The following is a 19,712-nucleotide window of genomic DNA, read 5'->3' as shown; positions in this document are numbered from 1 at the left end:
GGGGGTGATTGCATGGAGGCGCAGGTCGAACCGACTATGGTGGATCTCCTGATCGTTGGCGGCGGCATCAACGGCACGGGCATTGCGCGTGATGCCGCCGGGCGCGGCCTTTCCGTGTTGCTGGTCGAGCAGGACGATCTCGCCAGCCACACCTCCGCGGCCTCCACCAAATTGATCCACGGCGGGCTGCGCTATCTGGAATATGGCGAATTCCGGCTGGTACGGGAGGCGCTGATCGAGCGCGAGCGGCTGCTGGGCATGGCGCCCCACATCATCTGGCCGCTCGCCTTTGTGCTGCCCCAGAACCAGTCGCCACGGCCTGCATGGATGGTACGGCTGGGGCTGTTCCTCTACGATCACCTCGGCGGGCGCGAGAAGCTGCCAGGTACGCGGACGGTGGCGCTGGCCCGTTCGCCGCTGGGGGACGGGCTCGCCTGTCGCGACGGCAAGGCATTTGTCTATTCGGACTGCTGGGTGGAGGATAGCCGCCTGGTCGTTCTGAATGCGATGGACGCAGCCGCGCGCGGCGCGGCGATTGCAACTCGCACCCGGCTGATCGAGGCGTGGCGCAGCGGCGCGGCATGGACGGCGACGATCGCTGATTCAGCCGGGCAACGTCAGGTGAGCGCGCGGGCGCTGGTGAATGCCGCCGGGCCCTGGGTGAGCGACATGCTGGATCGCGCCGCCGGCGCCCGTGCCGAGGGGGGCGTGCGGCTGGTGAAGGGCAGCCACCTCGTGGTTCCCAAGCTGTATGAAGGCGATCACGCCTTCATGTTGCAGAACCCCGATCGGCGAATCGTCTTTGCCATTCCCTACGAAGGCAAGTTCACGCTGGTCGGCACCACGGACGAGCCATGGGATGCCGCGCCGGCAAAGGCGGAGATCAGCGCGGTGGAAACCGGCTACCTGCTCGACACGATCGGCCGGTATTTTTCGCGGCCAACCTCGGCGGACGACATCTGCTGGAGCTATGCCGGCATTCGCCCGCTCTATGATGACCGGGCGACCAATGCCTCGGCGGTGACGCGAGACTATGTCCTCGATCTTGATGGCGACGACAGGCGTGCGCCAATCCTCAGCATCTTCGGCGGCAAGATCACCACCTATCGCAAACTTGCCGAACATGCGCTGCGGGAGTTGCAACCCTTCTTCCCTGGAGCGGGGCCGGCCTGGACAGCGGGCGCGACACTCCCTGGCGGCGACATTGCCGGAGGTGACTTCACCCGCTTTGTTGAGCGATTGTGCCGTGAGCGGCCGCATTTGCCGCCTGCCCTGCTCCGCCGGCTCGCACGCGCCTATGGCACATGCGTCGGCCGGTTGCTGGGATCAGCCCGGACCATCGCGGATCTTGGGCGCGCCTTTGGCGGTGACCTGTACCAGGCAGAGGTGGATTATCTGGTCACGGCGGAATGGGCGCGCACCGCCGAGGACATTCTTTATCGCCGCAGCAAGCTGGGCCTGCATGTGCCACAAGGAACTGCATTGGCGCTCGACGCCTATCTGCATCAACTGCCGGCGGCAGGCTGATGGACGGGGAGCGCCGGCGATCCGGCGCTCCGCAGCCTTACAGCCAGGGCCGGGATCACTTCAGCCAGGCGAAGGCGCCCGCGAGCTGCGCCGTTCCCCGGCCGCGGAAAATGTCGCCGTGCGCGAACACGATTGTTTCGGGCGCCAGCGCGATCATCTTTTCCACGTCGGCCCGCACGGCATCGGCGCGCATGCGCAGCGCCGAGCGCAGATGCAGCCCCGTGGTGCCCGACGTGGCACGCGTCGCTCGCATCACCGCGGCAGTTGCCGGGCGCAGCTTCGCGGGGTCGAGATTCTCGATCAGGTCGGTCAGCACCAAGGTGCGACTTGGCCGGTGGAAGAACCACGCCTCCTCAAAGCCGCCGCCGCCCCTGACGAGGCCCTGCTCCACCTCCGCATCCCAGGCGGGCGGCCCGACCTCCACCAGATCATTGTCGATCCGCACGCCCGATTGCTGAACCTGGACGCGGTGTCGCAGCGCCGGTACGGCCCAGACGGTGGCGTCGGGAAACGCACCCTGCCATTCCGCCAGGAACGTCCAGTGCGCCAGCGTCGGCGCCACCAGATGACGGACAGGCCCCAGCCCCGTCAGCGCCTTTGCCAGCGCGGGCGTGTATCGCGTCGGCGAATGGAGCCACAGGCCGCCATCGGCAAGGCGGATCACCGTCATTCGGATCGGCAGCTTCAGGCCCATCGCGCTGATCGGGCCGCTGTCCACGATCCAGAGGTTCTCCGCCAGCGGCTTGGGCACGTCGAGCGGATGGTAGCCGATCTCCTCATCCTGGCTTGCGGCGCCGCGCGCCAAGTAAGCGCCGGCCGCCACAAGGCCGACCGCCGCAACGGCGGCGCCAAGCCGCAGGCCGCGACTGCGGCTCTCCTCAGTCGTCGCGGCCCATTGTCCCGCCTCTGCCTTCGCTGAAAGCGGGATTTCCTGGCCGCCCACAGTGATCGGCTGCGGCGCCAGTACTGCCCCATCGGGCTGGGACGCATGGGTAGCGATGAGTTCCTCCCTCAAAATCGGTTTCAGGGTCTTGCCGCTGGCATTGCGCGGAAATTCCTCGGTACGAACGACAATACGCACCGGCACCTTGAACGGTGCCAGGTGGCGTGAGGCATGGGCGATCAGCTCCATCTCCGTCACATCCGCGCCGGGACGAAGCTGAACCAGCGCGCCGACTTCCTCGCCAAGGATGCGGTGCGGCAGACCGACGACGGCGGCATCCATCACGTCGGGATGGGCGACCAGAACATCCTCGATTTCCACGCAATAGACGTTCTCGCCGCCGCGGATCAGCATGTCCTTGGCGCGGTCGAGCAGATAAACGAAGCCCTCGTCATCGATGCGACAGATGTCGCCGGTGTGGTACCAGCCGTCGGTGAAGCACTGGCTCGTCGCATCCGGATTGTTCCAATAGCCCGCGACGATGTTGGGACCGCGGATCCACAATTCGCCCGCCTGACCGCGCGGCAGTTCGTTGCCGTCCTCGTCCACGACCTTCACGTCGCACACCGGCACCGGCATGCCGACGCTGTCGGGGTGGCGCAGGTAATCCTCCGCGCTGTTCGCAATCGACACGGAGGATGTCTCCGTCGCGCCATAGCCCTGGCTTGGCTTGAACCAGGGGAACAGCTCCGCGAACTTCAGCGTCAGTTCCGGCGCGATCGCGGCGCCGCCATAGCCGTAGCTGTCGAGACTGGAGAGATCGCGCCGGGCGAAATCGGGGGATTCCAGGACTTGCCACACCATCGCCGGGACGCCGGTGGTGCCGTTGACCCGCTCCGTCTCGACCAGCTCCAGGAAGCGTTCCGGATTCCACTTGTGCATCAGGATCAGCTTGGCCCCGGCGATCACCGTCGGGATCAGCATGGAATTGGTGCCGGTCACGTGAAACAGCGGCACGGGAAGCAAGTTCACCCGCTGCGGCGCGTCGGGATCGGGCACCGGCAGCGGATCACCGCGGCGGATGGTCGCCCGCGCTGCGCCGAAGGTGATCGAAATCACGTTGGTCAGGACGTTGCGATGGGTGCCCAGCGCGCCCTTGGGCCGGCCGGTGGTGCCGCTGGTGTAAAGGATGGTTGCAGGATCGTCGGTGTGGAGGCCGGGATCGGGCATCGGATCATCAGGCAGCTCGGCATAGCGATCGCGCGGCCCGATGAGGTCATCCAGCGGGATCGCGCCGGTGCCATGATCGTCGGTGGTCCGCACCGAAATCAGTCCGTCGAGCTTCAGGTCACCGAGATAGGGCGCGAGCCGCTCCAGTCGCTCACCATCGACGATCGCGACCGGGGCGCCCGAGTTGCTGATGCCATAAGCCAGCTCGTCGCCAATGCCCCACGCGTTGAGCGGCGTGACCACCGCGCCGATCGACATCCCGGCCCAGAAGGCGATCGACCATTCCGGCAGGTTGCGCATCGCGACGACCAGCCGGTCCCCCTTGCGCACGCCAAAGCTATCGTGGAGCACCCGGCCGAGCTTACCCGCCGCGCGGAAATGCTCGCCATAGGTCTGGCGCTCTCCTTCGTAGATGATGAACTCACGGTCGCCCCAGCCGCGCGCGAGGTCAAACACCTGCCGCAGGTCGTTCATGGCGTTGACATAGGTGCGCAAGGAAACGCCGCGGATCACTTCTTCGCGCGTCTCGAACGGCGCGCCCGGCGCAGTCAGGATCCGATACGCCTCCGGCAGATCGACGGCCGGCCACGGCCGATCGTTCAACGCGACAGCGGATTGCTGCTCCATATCCTCATCCTCTCGCTGCGCCGGTCAACCGGCTTTGAAAGATGAGTGTTGGATGATTGCCGCTAGGGCAAGGCCGAAATGGGATAGGCGCAATCAATAACGGCGGGCGATCGGGGCTCCCCTCCCGATCGCCCGCCGCACGGCCGGAGGGCCGCCGCAGCGGCCCGCCGGATCAGAAGCGCACGCGGCCCGTGACGCCGTAGAGGCGCGGCTGGCCGAGGAAGGCGCCATAGGTGCCGGTCTGCAGCGGCTGATCCACGATCACTTGGTAGAATTGCGAATTCGTCAGGTTCTGCGCCCAGACTTCGAGCGACCACGCCTCGTTCTCCGGCTCGATGCCGATGCGGGTGTTCAGGATCGCAAACGGCTCCTGCACCTTCAGCGGATCGAGGTTGGACCCGGTGTTGTAGCGTGAAGACCATTTCAGCGAGGCCGAGGCGCGAAGGTTCAGATCGTCCGTGATCGGCTGCTTCGAGGTAAAGCCGCCCGTTACGTTCCACTTCGCCGCATAAGGCAGGCGGTTGCCGGACAGGCGGGTCAGGTTCGGCAGCGGCGGCGGGAAGTCACCGAAGGTCGTATCGGCATAAGTGGCGCCGGCGTTCAGCGTCAGGCCCTGAATGCCGGTGTTGAACAACAGGTCCAGATCGACGCCCTTCGACGTCACCTTCGGAATGGATGTCACCACGAAGCTGACACCCGTATAGGTGTTGAGCTGGAAGTCCTTGTACGTCTGGTAGAAGCCAGCGATGTTCGCGAACAGGCGGCGATCCAGCAGCGTCGTCTTGGTGCCGAGTTCGTAGCTTTCCACCTTTTCGGTGGCGAACGACGTATCCGGGTTGAGCACGCCGGGCGCGAGGCGCGCGCGATCAAGGTTGAAGCCGCCCGACTTGAAGCCGTTGGCGTAGGAGCCATAGGCCATGACCTGCGGCGAGATGCGATATTGCAGCTTTGCCGACCCCGCCCAGCGGTTTTCCGGGCGGCGCTGCGTGATCGTTACATCGTTGAAAGCAACGTCCGCGGTGGGCGAGCAGATCGCGCTGAGCGCGGCAGTGGGCAGGCGCCGCGCGATTGCCGCGGCGCAGGCGTTGCCCGGCGAGGTGTTGGTGTAGCGCGAGGTCGCGCGCTTGACCTCGTCGGTGTAGCGGATGCCCAGCGTCAGATCGAGACCTTCGGCCAGGGTGAAGGTATTGTCCGTGAACACCGCGAACGAGCTGGCGCGGTGGCGGTGGAAATCCCGCTGCCCGGTGTTGGCCACGAAGTTCGTGCCGACCGGCAGACCGGTGAGCGCCGAAACGGCATTGCCGTTGGTACCGCCGGACAGCAACAGGCCGAAGTAGCGCTCGTAATCCGACCCGAAGAAGGTGTTCTGACGGCTGACCAGCCGTTCGTCGGCATAGAAGACGCCCAGGATCGAGTTGAGCCGGTCGCTGTTATAGGCGAGGCGCGCCTCCTGCGAGAAGACCTTGAACCGGTTCGAATTGCCCTCCGAGCCGCGATACCAAAGGTCAGCCGACGAATAGTCGACGTCCACGCCGCTGTTCGAACGGTAGAAGCGGTAGGCAGTGATGGAGGTGAGGCTGAGGTTGTCGCTCAGATCCCAGTCGACCTGACCCGAAACGCCGCGGTCGCGGATGCGGAAATCGGTCGGGCGATTGGCGTAGGTGACGCGGTCGAACGGATCGCCGTTGCGCACGGTACCGGCATCGGGTGCCAGCGCATCGATGAATGCCGCGGTCGGGCCGGCGATGCTGGGCGCGTTGACGCAGCAATCCTCGTCACGTTCCGACCAGTCACCGATCAGGCGCACGTTGATCGCGTCGGTGGGACGGATCAGCAGCTGCGCCCGCACCGTCCAGTTGTTCTCGTTGTCCGCGCGGTCGCTGGTGCGCGGGCCGGCGCCGGTGCGGACCTTCCAGAAACCGTCACGCTCGCGCTTCAGGGCAAAGATGCGTCCAGCCACCGTATCGCCGATCAGCGCGCCAGTGGCTGCGCCCGATACGGTCCAGGCATTGTAATTGCCGTAGCTGCCGACGAACTCGGCCGACGGATTGAAGCTGGGCGAGGCAGTGACGACGTTGATGACGCCGGCCGACATGTTCTTGCCGAACAGGGTCGACTGTGGCCCCTTCAGCACCTCCACGCGCTCCAGCTCGCCAAGATCACCGAAAGCCACCCCGCTGCGGGCGCGATACACGCCGTCGACGATGGTACCCACGGAGCTTTCCAGGCCGGGATTGTCGCCGATCGTGCCGACGCCGCGGATCCGGATGGAGGTCTGCGCCGGGCTGGTCGAGGAGGTGACGTTGAGGCCAGGGGTGATCGTCTGGAGATCCTTGACGTCGCGGACGCCGGCGGCCTCGAGCTGCTGCTGATTGATCACCGACACCACGATCGGCACGTCCTGCAGGCTCTGCTCGCGCTTCTGTGCGGTGACGATGATGTCGCCGGTCTCGGCCTGCGGGCTACGCTCTTCGGCGGCGGCACTGGTGGTTGTCGCAACGTCCGTTCCGACCTGCGCTTCGGATGACGGCGTCGCTGACGCGGCGTCCTGTGCGAGGGCGGAACTTGCAGCCATCATCGAGGCGGCAAGGGCGAATACGGACGCAGTGTTACGCAACATCATTGTTTCTCCCCGGAGCGGGCGTTGAGCACGCCTCTCTTCCCGTCACCCAATGAGGGTGGCGGGCTGCGCTCTGTACAGGGGAACGCCGGCAACGTGTAAGCTGCCATTTGTGTTAGGGGCCGCAGCGGCCTTATCGAAGTTTCCGCCCGCCCCCCCGGCAGCTCAGCCCGGAAGCCAGCGCGGGCCGCTGGTTTCGGGATCGTCCAGCGCGATCGGCGAGGGCAGGTGAACGAACTCGACCTGCATGCCCCATGGCGCGACGCCGAACCAGCAGCGGTTGCCCGGTCCCTTCTCCTTCCCGCCAAGCTCGATCGGACCATGGCGCATCGTGCCGCCGGCATCGCGGAACCGGGCCGCGGCTTCATCGAGATCGTCGACATAAAGGGCGAAATGATGGATCCCCATGTGGCTGGGGGCGTCGGCGGTAGAACCGTGGCCGCCCTCCACCTCGAACAATTCGACGTTGGCGCCATCGGCGATCCGCATCATGCGCATGGCGACGATGCGGGTGCCGGGCTCCAGACCGTTCTTGTCGTACATTTCGTCGCCCTGCTGCGACTTGCCGCCCTTCTCGATCAGCGCGTACAGCGTCTTCGCACCAAACGCCTTCTGGAAGAAGCGTTCGGCCGCTTCGATCGACGGCACCGTGATGCCGACGTGTTCGATGCCCTTGATCACACCCACATCCGTCTCCTGTTTCAGGCAAGAGAACGGCGCCGCAGCCAAGCGGTTGCGGCGCGGGTGACGCACCGCTTGAGCGGGGGGAAAAAACGCATATATACCGGTTGTTATGGAATCGAACGCTGCACCGTCCATCAAGGGGCGTCCGCGCGAATTCTGCGTTGACGAGGCGCTGGCCAAGGCGCTCGCCGTTTTTTGGGCCAAGGGATATGAGGGCGCCTCGATGGCGGACCTCACCGAGGCGATGGGCATCACCAAGCCGAGCCTCTACGCCGCCTTTGGCAACAAGGAAGCGTTGTTCCACAAGGCGCTGGACCTCTACGAGGCGGAGAAGCTTGCCTATACCCGCGAAGCGCTGAAGCAGCCCACCGCCCGCGCCGTGGCGGAACATATCATGCGTGGCGCAATCGAGGCGCAGACGAGCGCCTGTGATCCCCAGGGGTGCCTTGGCGTAATCAGCGCAACCGCCTGCGGCGCCGAGGCCGAGTCGATCAAGGCCGATGTGATCGCCCGCCGCGCTTCATCGCAACAAGCGCTGATCGAGCGTTTTCGCCAGGCGAAGCGGGACGGCGACTTGCCCGACCATGTCGAGCCGGAAAGCCTGACGCTTTACCTCTACGCCATCCTGCAGGGGATGGGCGTGCAATCGGGCTCTGGCGCCTCACGCGAGGAACTGGAGCGCGTGGTGAACACCAGCCTGATGATGTGGCCCACCGCCTGAACGGCGGGCCGGGTCGACTTCACCGAAGTGCCGCCGGCCTGATCAATAAGCCGGCGGATCGCTGGCGGGGAAGGATTCGTCCACTGCCTCGTCCACCCGCGACCATTTGGCCGGCGGATCCCTGAGCTCTTCCGGTCCGGCGTTGCGCACCTGAACGAAGCTGCCCTGCTCACCCGGCAGCCGCGTCAAGGCCACCGGGGCCGCCTCGGTGTTCGGAGTTGTCACCGCTGCCCGGCGCCATCGCCCTCTGCCGACGATATACCCGAGACCGAGTGCCGCCACGATCCAGGGCCAGGGCGAGGGAGCAGGTGGCGGCGTGAGTGCGGTGTAGCTGGTGCCTTCGTTGGGATAGATCCGCGGCAGATCGGCGTGGATCGGCTGCAACGGCGCCGGGCTCGGCGATGAGGCAGCGTAGGACGAGGTAGTGTCCGGGTAGATGGGCGTTGCGTCGGGAACGATCGCCGGCTCGTCAGCAGGGGCGGCTGACCCGGCTGCCTGATCTCGGTCCTGATCCTGATCCTCCGGATGGCTCGGCGCGGCGACGGCGCCATTTGCCTCGGCGAACGCCACGCCCGATTCTTCCTCAACGACGATCGTCGGCTGGTCCGGAGGCGTGACTTCGCGGCGATATTTTGCATCACGATCGGCAGCACCTTCGCCGCGCATGCCGTTTTCTGCGGGTGCCTGGTGATTGGCGGAATCCGCCATGCCGTACAGGCGAGTATCCGGGTCGGCCATCAGCTTATCCTCTTTGGTCGCACAACAAACCGATGGGGCGGCCGTGCGATCCCGCCAACGGTCACAATCGCTGTTCGTACGAGCGGCGCGACACATCCGCGGCGCCTCGGGAGCCACTTGCGCTTGCCCACGAAACCGTGTGCAAACACCCGCTTTCGCCTGCTTCGATACATTCGGGGCCGTCGCCAGCGTGCGGCGCGCCGGCCAATGGAGGAGCGAGCATCATGAGGACCCAGGTTTGATCACCATCGCAAGCCAGCCTACGCGCCCCGTCCGTTCCCCCTGGTACACCCACCTTTATGTGCAAGTGCTGATCGCGATCACGGCGGGCGTGCTGCTGGGCCATTTCGCGCCGGCGACGGGTGAGGCGATGAAGCCGATCGGCGACGCCTTCATCAAGCTGGTGAAAATGATCATCGCGCCCGTCATCTTCCTGACCATCGTGACCGGCATTGCGGGGATGCGGGATCTGGGCGCGGTGGGGCGGGTCGCGGGCAAGGCGTTCGCCTATTTCCTGTTCTTCTCGACCCTCGCCCTGATCGTCGGCCTGATCGTTGCCAATGTCGTCCAGCCCGGCAGCGGGCTCAACATCAACCCGGCCACCCTCGATGCCAGCAAGGTCGCCGACTATTCGGCAAAGGCCCATGAATCGACGATCACCGGGTTTTTGACCGGTATCATCCCTGACACGTTCCTGTCGGCGCTGACCGAAGGCAACATCCTTCAGACGCTGTTCGCCGCCATCCTCTTCGGGATCGGACTGGCGATGATCGGCGATCGCGGAGATCGGCTGCTCGGCGGCCTGAACGACCTCTCGCTCGCCTTCTTCAAGGTCGTGTCAATCGTGATGAAGGCCGCACCTCTTGGCGCGTTCGGAGCCATGGCCTTTACCATCGGCAAATATGGCATCGACACGTTGGCGAACCTTGCCGCGCTGGTGGGCACCTTTTACCTGACCTCGCTCCTGTTCGTGCTGGTCGTGCTGGGCACGGTGGCGCGGCTGTGCGGCTTTTCCATCCTGCGCCTGATCGCCTATCTGAAGGCTGAGCTGCTGCTGGTGCTGGGCACGTCATCGTCCGAGAGCGCGCTGCCTTCGCTGATCGAAAAGATGGAGCGCGCGGGCTGTGCCAAGTCGGTGGTCGGCCTCGTCGTGCCGACGGGCTATTCCTTCAATCTCGACGGCACCAACATCTACATGACGTTGGCAGCGCTGTTCATCGCACAGGCGTGCGACGTGGATCTGACGCTGGGGCAGCAACTGCTGCTGCTTGGCGTGGCGATGCTGTCGTCAAAGGGCGCCGCGGGCGTCACCGGTGCCGGTTTCATCACGCTGGCCGCGACGCTGTCGATCGTGCCGGACGTGCCGATCGCCGGCATGGCGCTGATCCTGGGCGTCGACCGCTTCATGTCCGAATGCCGTAGCCTGACCAACTTCATCGGGAATGCCGTGGCCACGATCGTGGTGGCCCGCTGGGAAGGACGGCTGGATCAGGAGCAGCTTCGCCTCGCCCTGACGGGGGGCGCCGAAAACCCGGGGCTCATGGACGAAACGGTGCCCGCGGCTTAAGCCGCGGCGCTCAGTGCAGCGGCCACGTCCACATCACCAGCGGCGTTCCCACCAAGACGATCAGCAGCGACAAAGGCGCCCCCAGCCGGGCATAGTCCCCGAACTTATAGCCGCCGGGGCCAAGCACCAGCGTATTGCACTGGTGCCCGATCGGCGTGAGGAAGTCGCAGCCCGCGCCGATCGCCGTCGCGATCAGGAAGGCCTCGGGTCGATAGCCCAGGTCATGGGCGAAGACCGCCGCGATGGGCGCCATCACCAGCACCGTCGCAGCATTGTTGAGGAACGGCGTCACCGCCATCGCTGCCACCATGATCAGCGCCACCGCGCCCCACGCCGGAAGGCTGGTCGCAACGCTCGCCAGACCGGTCGCGATCAGGTCTGACGCGCCCGTTGTCCGCAACGTGTCACTGACGGGGATCAGCGCGCCGAGCATGATCAGGATCGGCCATTCGACGGCCTGATACGCCTCGCGTGTGGGCAGCGCGCCGGTCGCCACGACGATCCCTGCCGCGGCGAAGAAGGCCACAGCCACTGGCACCAGTTCAAGCGCGGTGGCGGTCATCGCTGCCGCGAGCACGATCAGCGGCAGCCAGCTGCGCCCACTGCTGCCGAGGCGCAGCGTCCGCTCAGCCAGGGGAAGCACGCCGAGGTCCTGCAACCGATCCGGCAGACGGGTGAGCGAGCCCTGAAGGACGATCACGTCGCCCGCGGCCAGCTTCGTTCGGCCGAGCCGGCGAGCCAGCCGCTCGCCGGCGCGCGACAGCGCGATCAGGTTGACGCCATAACGCTCCTGCAGCCGCAGCCTTCCCGCCGTCTGGCCGACCAGCACCGAATTGGCCCCGATCACGCCCTCGATCACGCCGATCTCGTCACCTTCCTGTTCGCCGGAAAGCTCGCGATGCTCTCCCTCCAGCACCAGGCTGTCGGCGGCAATGGCGCGTTCCAGCGCATCTGGCTCACCCACCAGGATCAGGATGTCGCCTTCGCGGAGCTCGACATGGTGCGCCGGCACCGTGCGCATGCCGGCGCGAAGCAGGTTGGTGACATTCACCTCCCGCTCGTGCCGCTCCAGGAAGGCACCCACCGTCTCGCCGATCGCGGGTGAGCCCTCCGCAATGCTCGCCTCGGTCACATAGCCGCTGATGTCGAGCGCATCGCCCATCGTCGCCGTGGCGCGGCGATCCCGCGGCAGCAACCGATAGCCGAACCGCAAGAAGATCAGCCCGACGATCAGCAGCCCGAGCCCGGTGGGCAGGTAATCGAACATGCTGAACGGCTGCCCCGTCATGTCCTGCCGCACGCGGCTGACGATGATGTTCGGTGATGTTCCGACCAGCGTCATCAACCCGCCGAGCAGGGAGGCGAAGGACATGGGCATCAGGAAGACGGACGGGCTCGCTTCGCTCTTCTTCGCCATCTGAAACGCGGCAGGCATCAGCATCGCCAATGCCCCGACGTTCTTCACCAGGGCCGATGCCACGCCCACGGATGCCGTCAGCAGCATCAGTTGAGACCGTACCCGCTTGATCCGCCGCGATACAAAGGCCAGCGCGCGTTCGATCAGGCCCGAACGCTGCATCGCCGCGGACATTACCAGCGCGGAGCCGACGATGATGACGATGTCGTCAGAAAAGCCGGAGAAGGCATCTTCCGGCTTCACAATGCCGACCGCGAGCGCGGCGAGCAGCGCCAGGATTGCCGTGACATCGTAGCGGAAGCGGCCCCAGATAAAGAGCCCCATCATACCGGTAAGAACAGCGACCGACAGCCATTGGGGGGTGCTCATGCACCCTGCCTTTGGCCGTCGCCCGCCACCGCCGCTAAATCTGCCCCCGTCATGCGGCGTCGGTGCGCCATCGCCAATTTCCCCGTCATGCCGCGGTAACGCGCCATGCGGGGAAAGGGCCCATGAAAATCAGACCTTTACCGGCCCGACCGGAAAATTGGTGACCGGGGGGCGCCCATGGCTGCAGACGCCCCCCGGCCGAGCGGTCTTCGGCTTAGAACTGATAGCCGAAGCCCGCATTCGCCCCGCCATAACCCTGGCTGTCGATCGAGGCGCCGATGCGGAAGATCGAATGGCCGTCGTTGAGGAAGGTGGAGGCACCGATCGCCAGCGCAGTCTGGCCGCGATAGGTGCCGCCGCCAACCGCGACCATGGAACGCCCGGGCTCGTTGGCTTGCGGCAGCCCGGCCGCCGCCAGCGCGGACGAGGTACCGGCGCTGAGATCCCGACGTACTTCACGCAGGTTGAAGTTCATCGACGACAATGCCTGGCTCAACCGGGTGTCGGTGTACGAATTAGCCTGGTTCACCGCACCCTGTAGGCCGCTCTGCAACTGACCAACATTGACCGCGTCAGTGGCCGATGTGCCGGCCGCCACGTTGCGCAGCACCACCGCGCTGCCAGTGGTGTTGAACGTAACGGAGGTGCGCCCCTGATCATATTGGACCGAGTTCGCGCCCAGCGTCGCTGCCTGCTGCGCCACCTGATTGGTGGCATAGAGCTGCCCGCCATTCACCGCCTGGGTCGAACCAGCCGCAACGGTGCCTGCCGCCACGTTGTTCAGGGCCACCGCTGCTGCCGGGTCCGCGCCAGCCAGGGTCACGCTGTTGGTCCGCGCGCCGGCTGCATCACGATCATATTGGATGCTGTTGGCTGCCTGGGTGGACACAGCATAAAGCTGCTGCCCGTTCACGGCATCGGTAGAGGTCGCCGAAACCGCGCCACCGGCGATGTTGTGCAGCGCGACCGGCGCGGCGGGATTTGCTCCCACCAATGTCACGTCGTTGGTCAGCGTGCCGCCGTTCGGGGCGGTCGGGTTATCCGGATTGCTATATTGAACGGGGCTGACTGCGCTTCCGGTTACCAGATTGCTGAAGTTGGTAATCGCGGTGGTGTTGGCTGCCACCTGAGCATTGGTGGTGGCGAGCTGATCGCCGTTCACCGCGTCGGTCGAGCCGGCGACCAAAGCACCTGCGCGCACGTTGCGCAGACCCACCGGCCCGCCGCTCGCCCCGGCCAGCGTCGCATCGTCCGTGACCGTGCCGCCATTCGGCGTCGTCGGCGTGGCGGCATCGGCATAGCGCAGCGGCTGGTTCGCCAGGCTGTTGTTGATGGTCGCGATATCGTTGGTGTTCGCGTTCACCTGATTCGTCAGGTTGGTGACGTTTGTATTGGTGCCGGCGACCGTGTTCTGCAGATCGGTAATCGCGGCTGTGTTGTTCGCCACGCCGGTCGTCAGATTGGCGATATTTGCCTCATTGGTGGTCACCCGCCCGTCCAGATCGGTAATTGCGCCGGTATTGGCAGCCACCGCCTGATTGGTTGCAAACAGCTGGTCCCCATTCACCGCATCGGTGGATCCGGCCGCGAGCGTACCGCCCCGCACGTTGTGGAGGCCGACAGGTCCACCGCTCGCACCGGCAAGGGTGGCATCATCGGTGACCGTGCCGCCGTTCGGAACCGTGGGACTGTCCGGGTTGGAATAACGCACGGCACCGGCCGATCCGTTGCCGAGCCCCGCAATCGCGGCGGTGTTCGCCGCGACCTGCGCATTCGTTGCGAACAGCTGGCTGCCGTTCACCGCTTCGGTTGAGGCCGCCGTGACTGCTCCGGGCGCGACGTTCGCGAGCACGGTGCCGTCTGTGCCGGCAAGCGTCACGCGATCGCGGGCGGCGCCGTCGTATTGCACCGCCGTGGCGCCCAATGCCGCGACCTGCGATGCAACGCCATCGACTTGACCCACCGTTGCTGCGTCGGTTGGCGCCGTGCCGGGTGCCACGTTCGTCAACTGGCGTTCGGCACCGGGAGCCCCGATCGAAACTTCACCGGCGGAATTCTGTGCGCCGGTAAGCCCGGTGGCGGTGTAATTGGCCAAGGCGCCCCGGCCCGCGATCGAGCCTGTGCCCAAGGCGACACTGTTCGCAGCCGTGACGCTGCTGTTGGTGCCAAGCGCCACGCTGCCCAAAGCGCCGGCTTCCGTCCGGGCATTGTTGCCGAAAGCAATGGCGTTGATGTCGGTGGCGAACGCTGCCGCGCCATCGGCACCAAGGCCAGTGATCTGGTTCCCGCCGATCGCAACGCCGGCCGGCGTGTCGAGGGTGATAGAATCGGAGGTGAGCCGGCACTGGTCGCTCGGCGCCACAACGGTGCCGTCGGTGGCGAGAACCTGAAGCGTGATCGGCGCCCCGCTTGCCGCCTGGGTAAGAAGGCCCGTCGCGTTGAGGCTGAGATCCGGCAGCAGCGCGCCAAGCAGTGGAATATCGAGGATCCCGTTCACCGTCGTTTCCACCGGCGAGGCGATGCCAGTGATCACCGGTGTCAGAATGTCGGTCACTGCCGAGCGCGGCAGACTGACGCCCGAGCAGGCGCTGACCACGCGTTGCTGAGCTTGGGCCTGCTGGGCGGACAGCACCGCCAGCAAGATCGGCGAACTCAGCACAGTGCGGCTCAGCAGGCGAGCCGCGAACGTCGAGCGCGAATGTTCAATGTCAGCCATGTCATCCTCCTGTTCCGGCGGCACTAGCCGCCGCGGAGAGGAAGATGGCGCAGAGCCTTCAACGCGTTCTTACATACAAGTTTACGTAAGCCGTGCTCTGCTAGGTGCACTTTGGATGTCCAATCCGGACATAAATGGCGCGCAACGCTGCATTTCGGCGCGCCAATGCTGTAATTTCATGTGGAATTTGGCAGCCACAACCTTGGCCGGACGATGCTGCGTTTCCTAAGTATTCCAATCATAGGGCGGCAGCAAACTTCGCGGGCGCCGGTCAGCGGCAAAAAACTACCGACCGATCGTAGCCCGCCAAGTTTTTCAGCGTTTACTTGCCAGCTTACCGGCCTGGTTTCACTGCGATCCCGCGGGATCACGCACGCCGCCAAGCCTTAGCCTGCGCGCCACTTCACTCAGCGGCACGCGCCTGCTCGACCGGGCGCAAGGGGCGGCCGATCCCGACGTGGTAGAAGCCGGCTCGTTCCGCCTCATCGGCGTGATAAACATTGCGCAGGTCAACAAGGACCGGTGACGCCATGCGTTCGCGCAACCGTGAAAGGTCAAGCGCGCGGAACTGGTTCCACTCGGTTACCAGCACCACGGCGGCGGCACCGTCTGCCACCGCATAGGCATTGTCGACATAGGTCACCTCTGGCAGCATGGCGCGGGCTGCCTCCATCCCCTCGGGATCATAAGCGCGGATCCGCGCCCCGGCGCTGATCAGCCCCCGAACGATGTCGATAGACGGCGCATCGCGCATGTCGTCGGTGTTTGGCTTGAACGTGAGGCCGAGCAAGCCGATCGTCCTGCCCTGCACGCTGCCCCCAACCGCGGCGATCACGCGGCCGGCCATCGCCCTCTTGCGATCATCGTTGATTGCGGCGGTGGTCTCAATCAGCCGCACCGGGGAGCCGTAGCTCTGCGCGGTCTTTACCAGCGCCAGCGTGTCCTTCGGAAAACAGGACCCGCCATATCCCGGCCCGGCATGGAGGAACTTGGTGCCGATCCGATTGTCCAGCCCGATGCCACGGCTGACATCCTGCACGTCGGCACTTACTGCTTCGCACAGATCCGCGATCTCATTGATGAAAGTGATCTTCATCGCGAGAAAGGCATTGGCGGCATATTTGATCAGCTCGCTGGTGCGGCGTGCCGTGAACAGCACGGGCGAGCGATTGAGGTAAAGCGGGCGGTACACCTCCTCCAGCACCTGGCGTGCGCTCTCGTCCTCCACTCCCACGACGATCCGGTCCGGGCGCTTGAAATCCTCAATGGCTGCGCCCTCACGCAGAAATTCGGGGTTGGATGCCACCGCAAATTGCGCACCGGGATTCACGCCGCGGATGATCCGCTCGACCTCGTCGCCAGTACCGACCGGGACCGTCGATTTGGTGACCACGACGGTGAAGCCGCGAAGCGCCGCTCCAATCTCCCGCGCCGCCGCATAGACATAGGAAAGGTCTGCATGCCCGTCCCCGCGACGAGCCGGTGTGCCGACACCGATGAACACCACATCGGCAGCGCCGACCGGGCCAGTCAAATCCGTGGTGAAGGAAAGCCGCCCTTCCGCCACGTTGGTGGCGACCAGCTGCTCAAGCCCCGGCTCGTAGATCGGCACGCCACCACTCTCGAGCAGCGCGATCTTTGCTTCGTCCTTGTCGACGCAGACCACGTCATGACCAAAGTCGGCGAAACAGGCCCCAGACACCAAGCCGACATAGCCCGTGCCGATCATCACTATGCGCATTCTCGATTGTCCCCCTGCCCGACGTGCCCACGTCCCACGGCTGTCGCGGCCTGGGGCGCGTGACTGCCGGCGACCGGGTTACCCGGACCCGGCCGTGGCGCCGGTTCTAGCAGGGTCGGGTATGCAGTTCGGCTTCGGTGAAATGCGTACGTTGTTGCGGATCGAAGTGGCGTGTGGCGCGGGGATCTGCGCCCGCGCGTGGAGACTTCAGGTGGCTCAGCGTGGATTGCCCTGCTGCGGGCGTCCTTCGTTGGTGCGGCCGAAATCAGCCGAGAACGCAATCCGCAAGGCTTCGGAAAGGCTGCGCACGCCCAGTTTAGACATCAGATTCGCACGATGGATCTCCACGGTGCGTGGGCTGATGTCGAGGTCGTACGCGATATATTTGTTGGGCAAACCGCGCGTCAGCCCGCCAAGAACGTCACGCTCCCGCTCGCTGAGCCGGGCAATCAGGCGCCGCGCCTGTTCCTCCCGGGCAGCCGCGGTGGATGCGTCGGCCAGTCGATCGAACCCTTCGGTCAGCGCATCCATCAGCGCTTCGCGCTCGGGCGGCTTTTCCAGGAAGGTCAGCGCTCCCGCCCGCATCGCCTTCACTGCGACAGTGATATCGCCATGACCGGTGAGGACGATCACGGGCAGGTTGACGCTCGCCTGCTTCAGCTGCTGCTGCACTTCCAGCCCGCTGATGTCGGGCATCCGGATGTCGAGAAGCACGCATCCTGGATCGATCCGCGCCAAGGCATCGACAAAGGCCGTGGCGCTGCGCCAGCTACGAACGGCGTATCCATCAGCCTCCAGCATGAAGGCAGTCGCCGCCCGGACTTCCTCCTCGTCATCGACGAGGTGAACCAATTTACTCTCCATGCGCATACCCCACTTTTCGGCACAAGGTGAAACGGAAGCTGGCGCCGCCACATGGCGACGGGCACGCCCAGATGCGCCCACCATGCGCCTCGACGATCGTGCGGCAGATCGACAGGCCAACGCCAAGTCCGTTGCGTTTCGTACTCACGAATGCGTCAAACAGCTGCTCGGCCATTCCCGGCTGGAAGCCGGCGCCGCAATCGTCGATCCGCACCTCGACCTCCTCCGGCCGCGCCTCGACGCTGACGGTGATCAGGCGCGCATCGCCGTGGCGGATCGCCTCGACCGCATTGCGGACCAGATTGACGACGACCTGCTGGATCTGCACGCGATCGGCGAAGATCTCGGCGGGCGGCCCCTGGCGGAAATCCAGTGTTACGCGCGCTTCCTTCACCACCCCCGTCACCAGCGACAGGCCACTGGCGATGACTTCGTTCGCCTGTTCCACCGCCAGCAAGGTTTCGCCTCGCGACACGAATTCGCGCAGGTGGCTGATAAAGCGGCCAGCCCGTACCGCTTCCTTGGCGGCGGCCGCCAGCCCAACGTCAATACGTGGGTCGTGCGGCTCACTGGAGCGGGCCAGCAATCGCCGGCACCCCTCGATGTAACTGGCCATGGCGGTCATCGGCTGGTTTAGCTCGTGCGCCAGCGTTGATGCCATGGTGCCCATCGCGGTCAGCCGGGCGCCGTGCAGGACCTCCATCTGCAGCGATTCCACCATCGCGCGGGTCTTTTCCTGCTCGGTCAGGTCGCGGACGAACACGGTGTATAGCCGCCGCGAGCCAGCGGACGCGGTGCCGATCGTCAGCTGCGCGGGAAACGTGCTTTCATCCACCCGCTGCGCGAACACGCGTCGCGTGGTGGTCTGCGACTCTGGCAGCTGTTCGGTCGTATCGGCGAAGAAATTGGCGACTTCGAAATGCCATTGCTCGCACAGCAGCATGGAGGCGTGCTGATTGATGACGGCCTTTTCGTCATAGCCGAACATCTGCTCGGCAGCGGGGCTGAAGAGCTGGATATAGCCCTGATCGTCGAGGAGGATAGTCGCGTCCGGCACCGCCGCGAGGATGAAGCGAAGCTGATTCTCACGCAGCCGCACCGCCTGTTCGATCTGAAGCTCCACGGTGACGTTGCGGATGACGACACCGAAGCCGCGATGATTTCCCTCCGCATCGCCGATCGAAGTGATCGTCAGCTGACCGGGAAAACGCGTCCCGTCGCGCCGCTGGCATTCGCCGGACTTCTCGTGCCGCCCGGTTTCGCGAGCGCGTGCCAGCCACACTTGCGCGGCATGCGGGTTCGTGCCCGGCGCGAAAAGCGAAAGATCCCGGCCGATCGCCTCTCCGTCGCGCCAGCCTAGAACATGAGCGGCACCCTGATTCCAATGAACGATGCGCCCGGATGGATCGAGCATGCAGATGGCGACATCGGCCGCACTATCCAGCAGCAGCTCCAGTTCCAGCGCTGCTCGCGTCAGCCGATTGGCCTCCGACTCCGCCTCGCCGCGCTGCAGAATGGCGCGAATGCCAACAAGACCAAGCGCGACCGAACACAATAACAGCAAGGTCAGCGGCGCGCCTTCGCGGCTGACATCCTCCCACTCGCGAAGAAACGCGGCGTTGATGGCGACGGACACCAGCACCGTGAGAAGCGCGAGCCTGACGCCGCCGAGCCACCACGCAAGCAAACCGGCAATAACGTAAAATACGTAATAGATGTTGCCGGGCAGGGATGGACCAAGCAGCAAGCGTCCAGCAGTGGCGACCAAGAGCAGCCCGGCAACGCCGAGCATCCGCCGTATCTTCAGCGAGTCCGTAAACAGCTGGCCCACGACGCCCGCTCGTGCTGGTGCGGCAGAAGACAGCGCCCGGTTGCGGAGGATTCCCCGCCCGAACAATGAAGACAGTGCAGAGCTACGCGCCGAAGCTCGCGGCTCCGCCTTGCCGAGCAAGCCCAGCATCAAGCCCCTCCTCCAACGTCAGAGTACGCCCCGACAAACCGAAGCCTT

At 65.3% G+C, this 19,712-nt stretch carries 12 protein-coding genes; 3 read left to right on the top strand and 9 right to left on the bottom strand.

The window, feature by feature from the left end:
• The first annotated feature begins 12 nt into the window (after positions 1 to 12).
• A complete protein-coding gene (glpD, locus tag LK535_RS06695; RefSeq protein WP_227771139.1) occupies positions 13 to 1,527 on the top strand; it encodes a glycerol-3-phosphate dehydrogenase in 1,515 nt (504 codons plus the stop codon).
• A 55-nt stretch (positions 1,528 to 1,582) separates the two neighbouring features.
• Here the strand turns inward: glpD and LK535_RS06690 are convergent, their stop codons facing one another.
• The 3 genes from LK535_RS06690 to LK535_RS06680 form a co-directional block, all read right to left on the bottom strand.
• Positions 1,583 to 4,267 carry an AMP-binding protein gene (locus LK535_RS06690; RefSeq protein WP_227771138.1) on the bottom strand — a complete coding sequence of 895 codons (2,685 nt, stop codon included), beginning with the start codon at positions 4,265 to 4,267 and terminating at the stop codon, positions 1,583 to 1,585.
• 172 nt (positions 4,268 to 4,439) lie between these two features.
• Complete coding sequence (locus tag LK535_RS06685; protein WP_227771137.1) at positions 4,440 to 6,890, bottom strand: TonB-dependent receptor; 2,451 nt, start codon at positions 6,888 to 6,890, stop codon at positions 4,440 to 4,442.
• Between the two features lie 162 nt (positions 6,891 to 7,052).
• Entirely contained in the window at positions 7,053 to 7,574 is a 522-nt protein-coding gene (locus LK535_RS06680; protein ID WP_227771136.1) for a VOC family protein, read from the bottom strand.
• A 106-nt stretch (positions 7,575 to 7,680) separates the two neighbouring features.
• Between LK535_RS06680 and LK535_RS06675 the strand changes: the two genes are divergently transcribed.
• The gene (locus LK535_RS06675; RefSeq protein ID WP_227771135.1) at positions 7,681 to 8,292 is read left to right on the top strand and encodes a TetR/AcrR family transcriptional regulator; all 612 of its coding nucleotides are present in this window, start codon (positions 7,681 to 7,683) and stop codon (positions 8,290 to 8,292) included.
• Between the two features lie 42 nt (positions 8,293 to 8,334).
• On the opposite strand, the gene LK535_RS06670 is transcribed toward LK535_RS06675, so the two are convergent.
• Complete coding sequence (locus tag LK535_RS06670; protein WP_227771134.1) at positions 8,335 to 9,030, bottom strand: hypothetical protein; 696 nt, start codon at positions 9,028 to 9,030, stop codon at positions 8,335 to 8,337.
• Between the two features lie 241 nt (positions 9,031 to 9,271).
• Here LK535_RS06670 and LK535_RS06665 point away from each other — a divergent pair, with 241 nt between their 5' ends.
• Complete coding sequence (locus LK535_RS06665) at positions 9,272 to 10,597, top strand: dicarboxylate/amino acid:cation symporter (RefSeq protein ID WP_227771556.1); 1,326 nt, start codon at positions 9,272 to 9,274, stop codon at positions 10,595 to 10,597.
• Positions 10,598 to 10,607: 10 nt separating this feature from the next.
• On the opposite strand, the gene LK535_RS16905 is transcribed toward LK535_RS06665, so the two are convergent.
• The 5 genes from LK535_RS16905 to LK535_RS06640 all read right to left on the bottom strand — a co-directional run bounded on the left by LK535_RS16905 (position 10,608) and on the right by LK535_RS06640 (position 19,664).
• A complete protein-coding gene (locus tag LK535_RS16905; RefSeq protein WP_227771133.1) occupies positions 10,608 to 12,383 on the bottom strand; it encodes an SLC13 family permease in 1,776 nt (591 codons plus the stop codon).
• A gap of 214 nt (positions 12,384 to 12,597) precedes the next feature.
• Complete coding sequence (locus tag LK535_RS06655; RefSeq protein ID WP_227771132.1) at positions 12,598 to 15,099, bottom strand: YadA family autotransporter adhesin; 2,502 nt, start codon at positions 15,097 to 15,099, stop codon at positions 12,598 to 12,600.
• 403 nt (positions 15,100 to 15,502) lie between these two features.
• Positions 15,503 to 16,840 carry a UDP-glucose dehydrogenase family protein gene (locus LK535_RS06650; RefSeq protein WP_227771131.1) on the bottom strand — a complete coding sequence of 446 codons (1,338 nt, stop codon included), beginning with the start codon at positions 16,838 to 16,840 and terminating at the stop codon, positions 15,503 to 15,505.
• A gap of 216 nt (positions 16,841 to 17,056) precedes the next feature.
• Positions 17,057 to 17,704: a response regulator transcription factor gene (locus LK535_RS06645; RefSeq protein ID WP_227771130.1), complete on the bottom strand. Its 648-nt coding sequence runs from the start codon at positions 17,702 to 17,704 to the stop codon at positions 17,057 to 17,059.
• Entirely contained in the window at positions 17,694 to 19,664 is a 1,971-nt protein-coding gene (locus LK535_RS06640; RefSeq protein ID WP_227771129.1) for a PAS domain-containing sensor histidine kinase, read from the bottom strand. Before LK535_RS06640 ends, LK535_RS06645 begins: the two co-directional genes overlap by 11 nt.
• Positions 19,665 to 19,712: the final 48 nt, after the last annotated feature.

The organism is Sphingomonas sp. IC4-52 (genome assembly GCF_020707225.1).
In the GTDB taxonomy this organism is placed as follows: domain Bacteria; phylum Pseudomonadota; class Alphaproteobacteria; order Sphingomonadales; family Sphingomonadaceae; genus Sphingomonas.
Note: the sequence above shows the minus strand (reverse complement) of the source record. Positions and strands in the feature narration are given on the sequence as shown.

Bases quoted from the DNA above. Each gene is read 5' to 3' on its own strand.
- glpD (WP_227771139.1), top strand. From the start codon at position 13: ATGGAGGCGCAGGTCGAACCGACTATGGTGGATCTCCTGATCGTTGGC.
- LK535_RS06690 (WP_227771138.1), bottom strand. From the start codon at position 4,267: ATGGAGCAGCAATCCGCTGTCGCGTTGAACGATCGGCCGTGGCCGGCC.
- LK535_RS06685 (WP_227771137.1), bottom strand. From the start codon at position 6,890: ATGATGTTGCGTAACACTGCGTCCGTATTCGCCCTTGCCGCCTCGATG.
- LK535_RS06675 (WP_227771135.1), top strand. From the start codon at position 7,681: ATGGAATCGAACGCTGCACCGTCCATCAAGGGGCGTCCGCGCGAATTC.
- LK535_RS06670 (WP_227771134.1), bottom strand. From the start codon at position 9,030: ATGGCCGACCCGGATACTCGCCTGTACGGCATGGCGGATTCCGCCAAT.
- LK535_RS16905 (WP_227771133.1), bottom strand. From the start codon at position 12,383: ATGAGCACCCCCCAATGGCTGTCGGTCGCTGTTCTTACCGGTATGATG.
- LK535_RS06655 (WP_227771132.1), bottom strand. From the start codon at position 15,099: ATGGCTGACATTGAACATTCGCGCTCGACGTTCGCGGCTCGCCTGCTG.
- LK535_RS06650 (WP_227771131.1), bottom strand. From the start codon at position 16,840: ATGCGCATAGTGATGATCGGCACGGGCTATGTCGGCTTGGTGTCTGGG.
- LK535_RS06645 (WP_227771130.1), bottom strand. From the start codon at position 17,704: ATGGAGAGTAAATTGGTTCACCTCGTCGATGACGAGGAGGAAGTCCGG.
- LK535_RS06640 (WP_227771129.1), bottom strand. From the start codon at position 19,664: ATGCTGGGCTTGCTCGGCAAGGCGGAGCCGCGAGCTTCGGCGCGTAGC.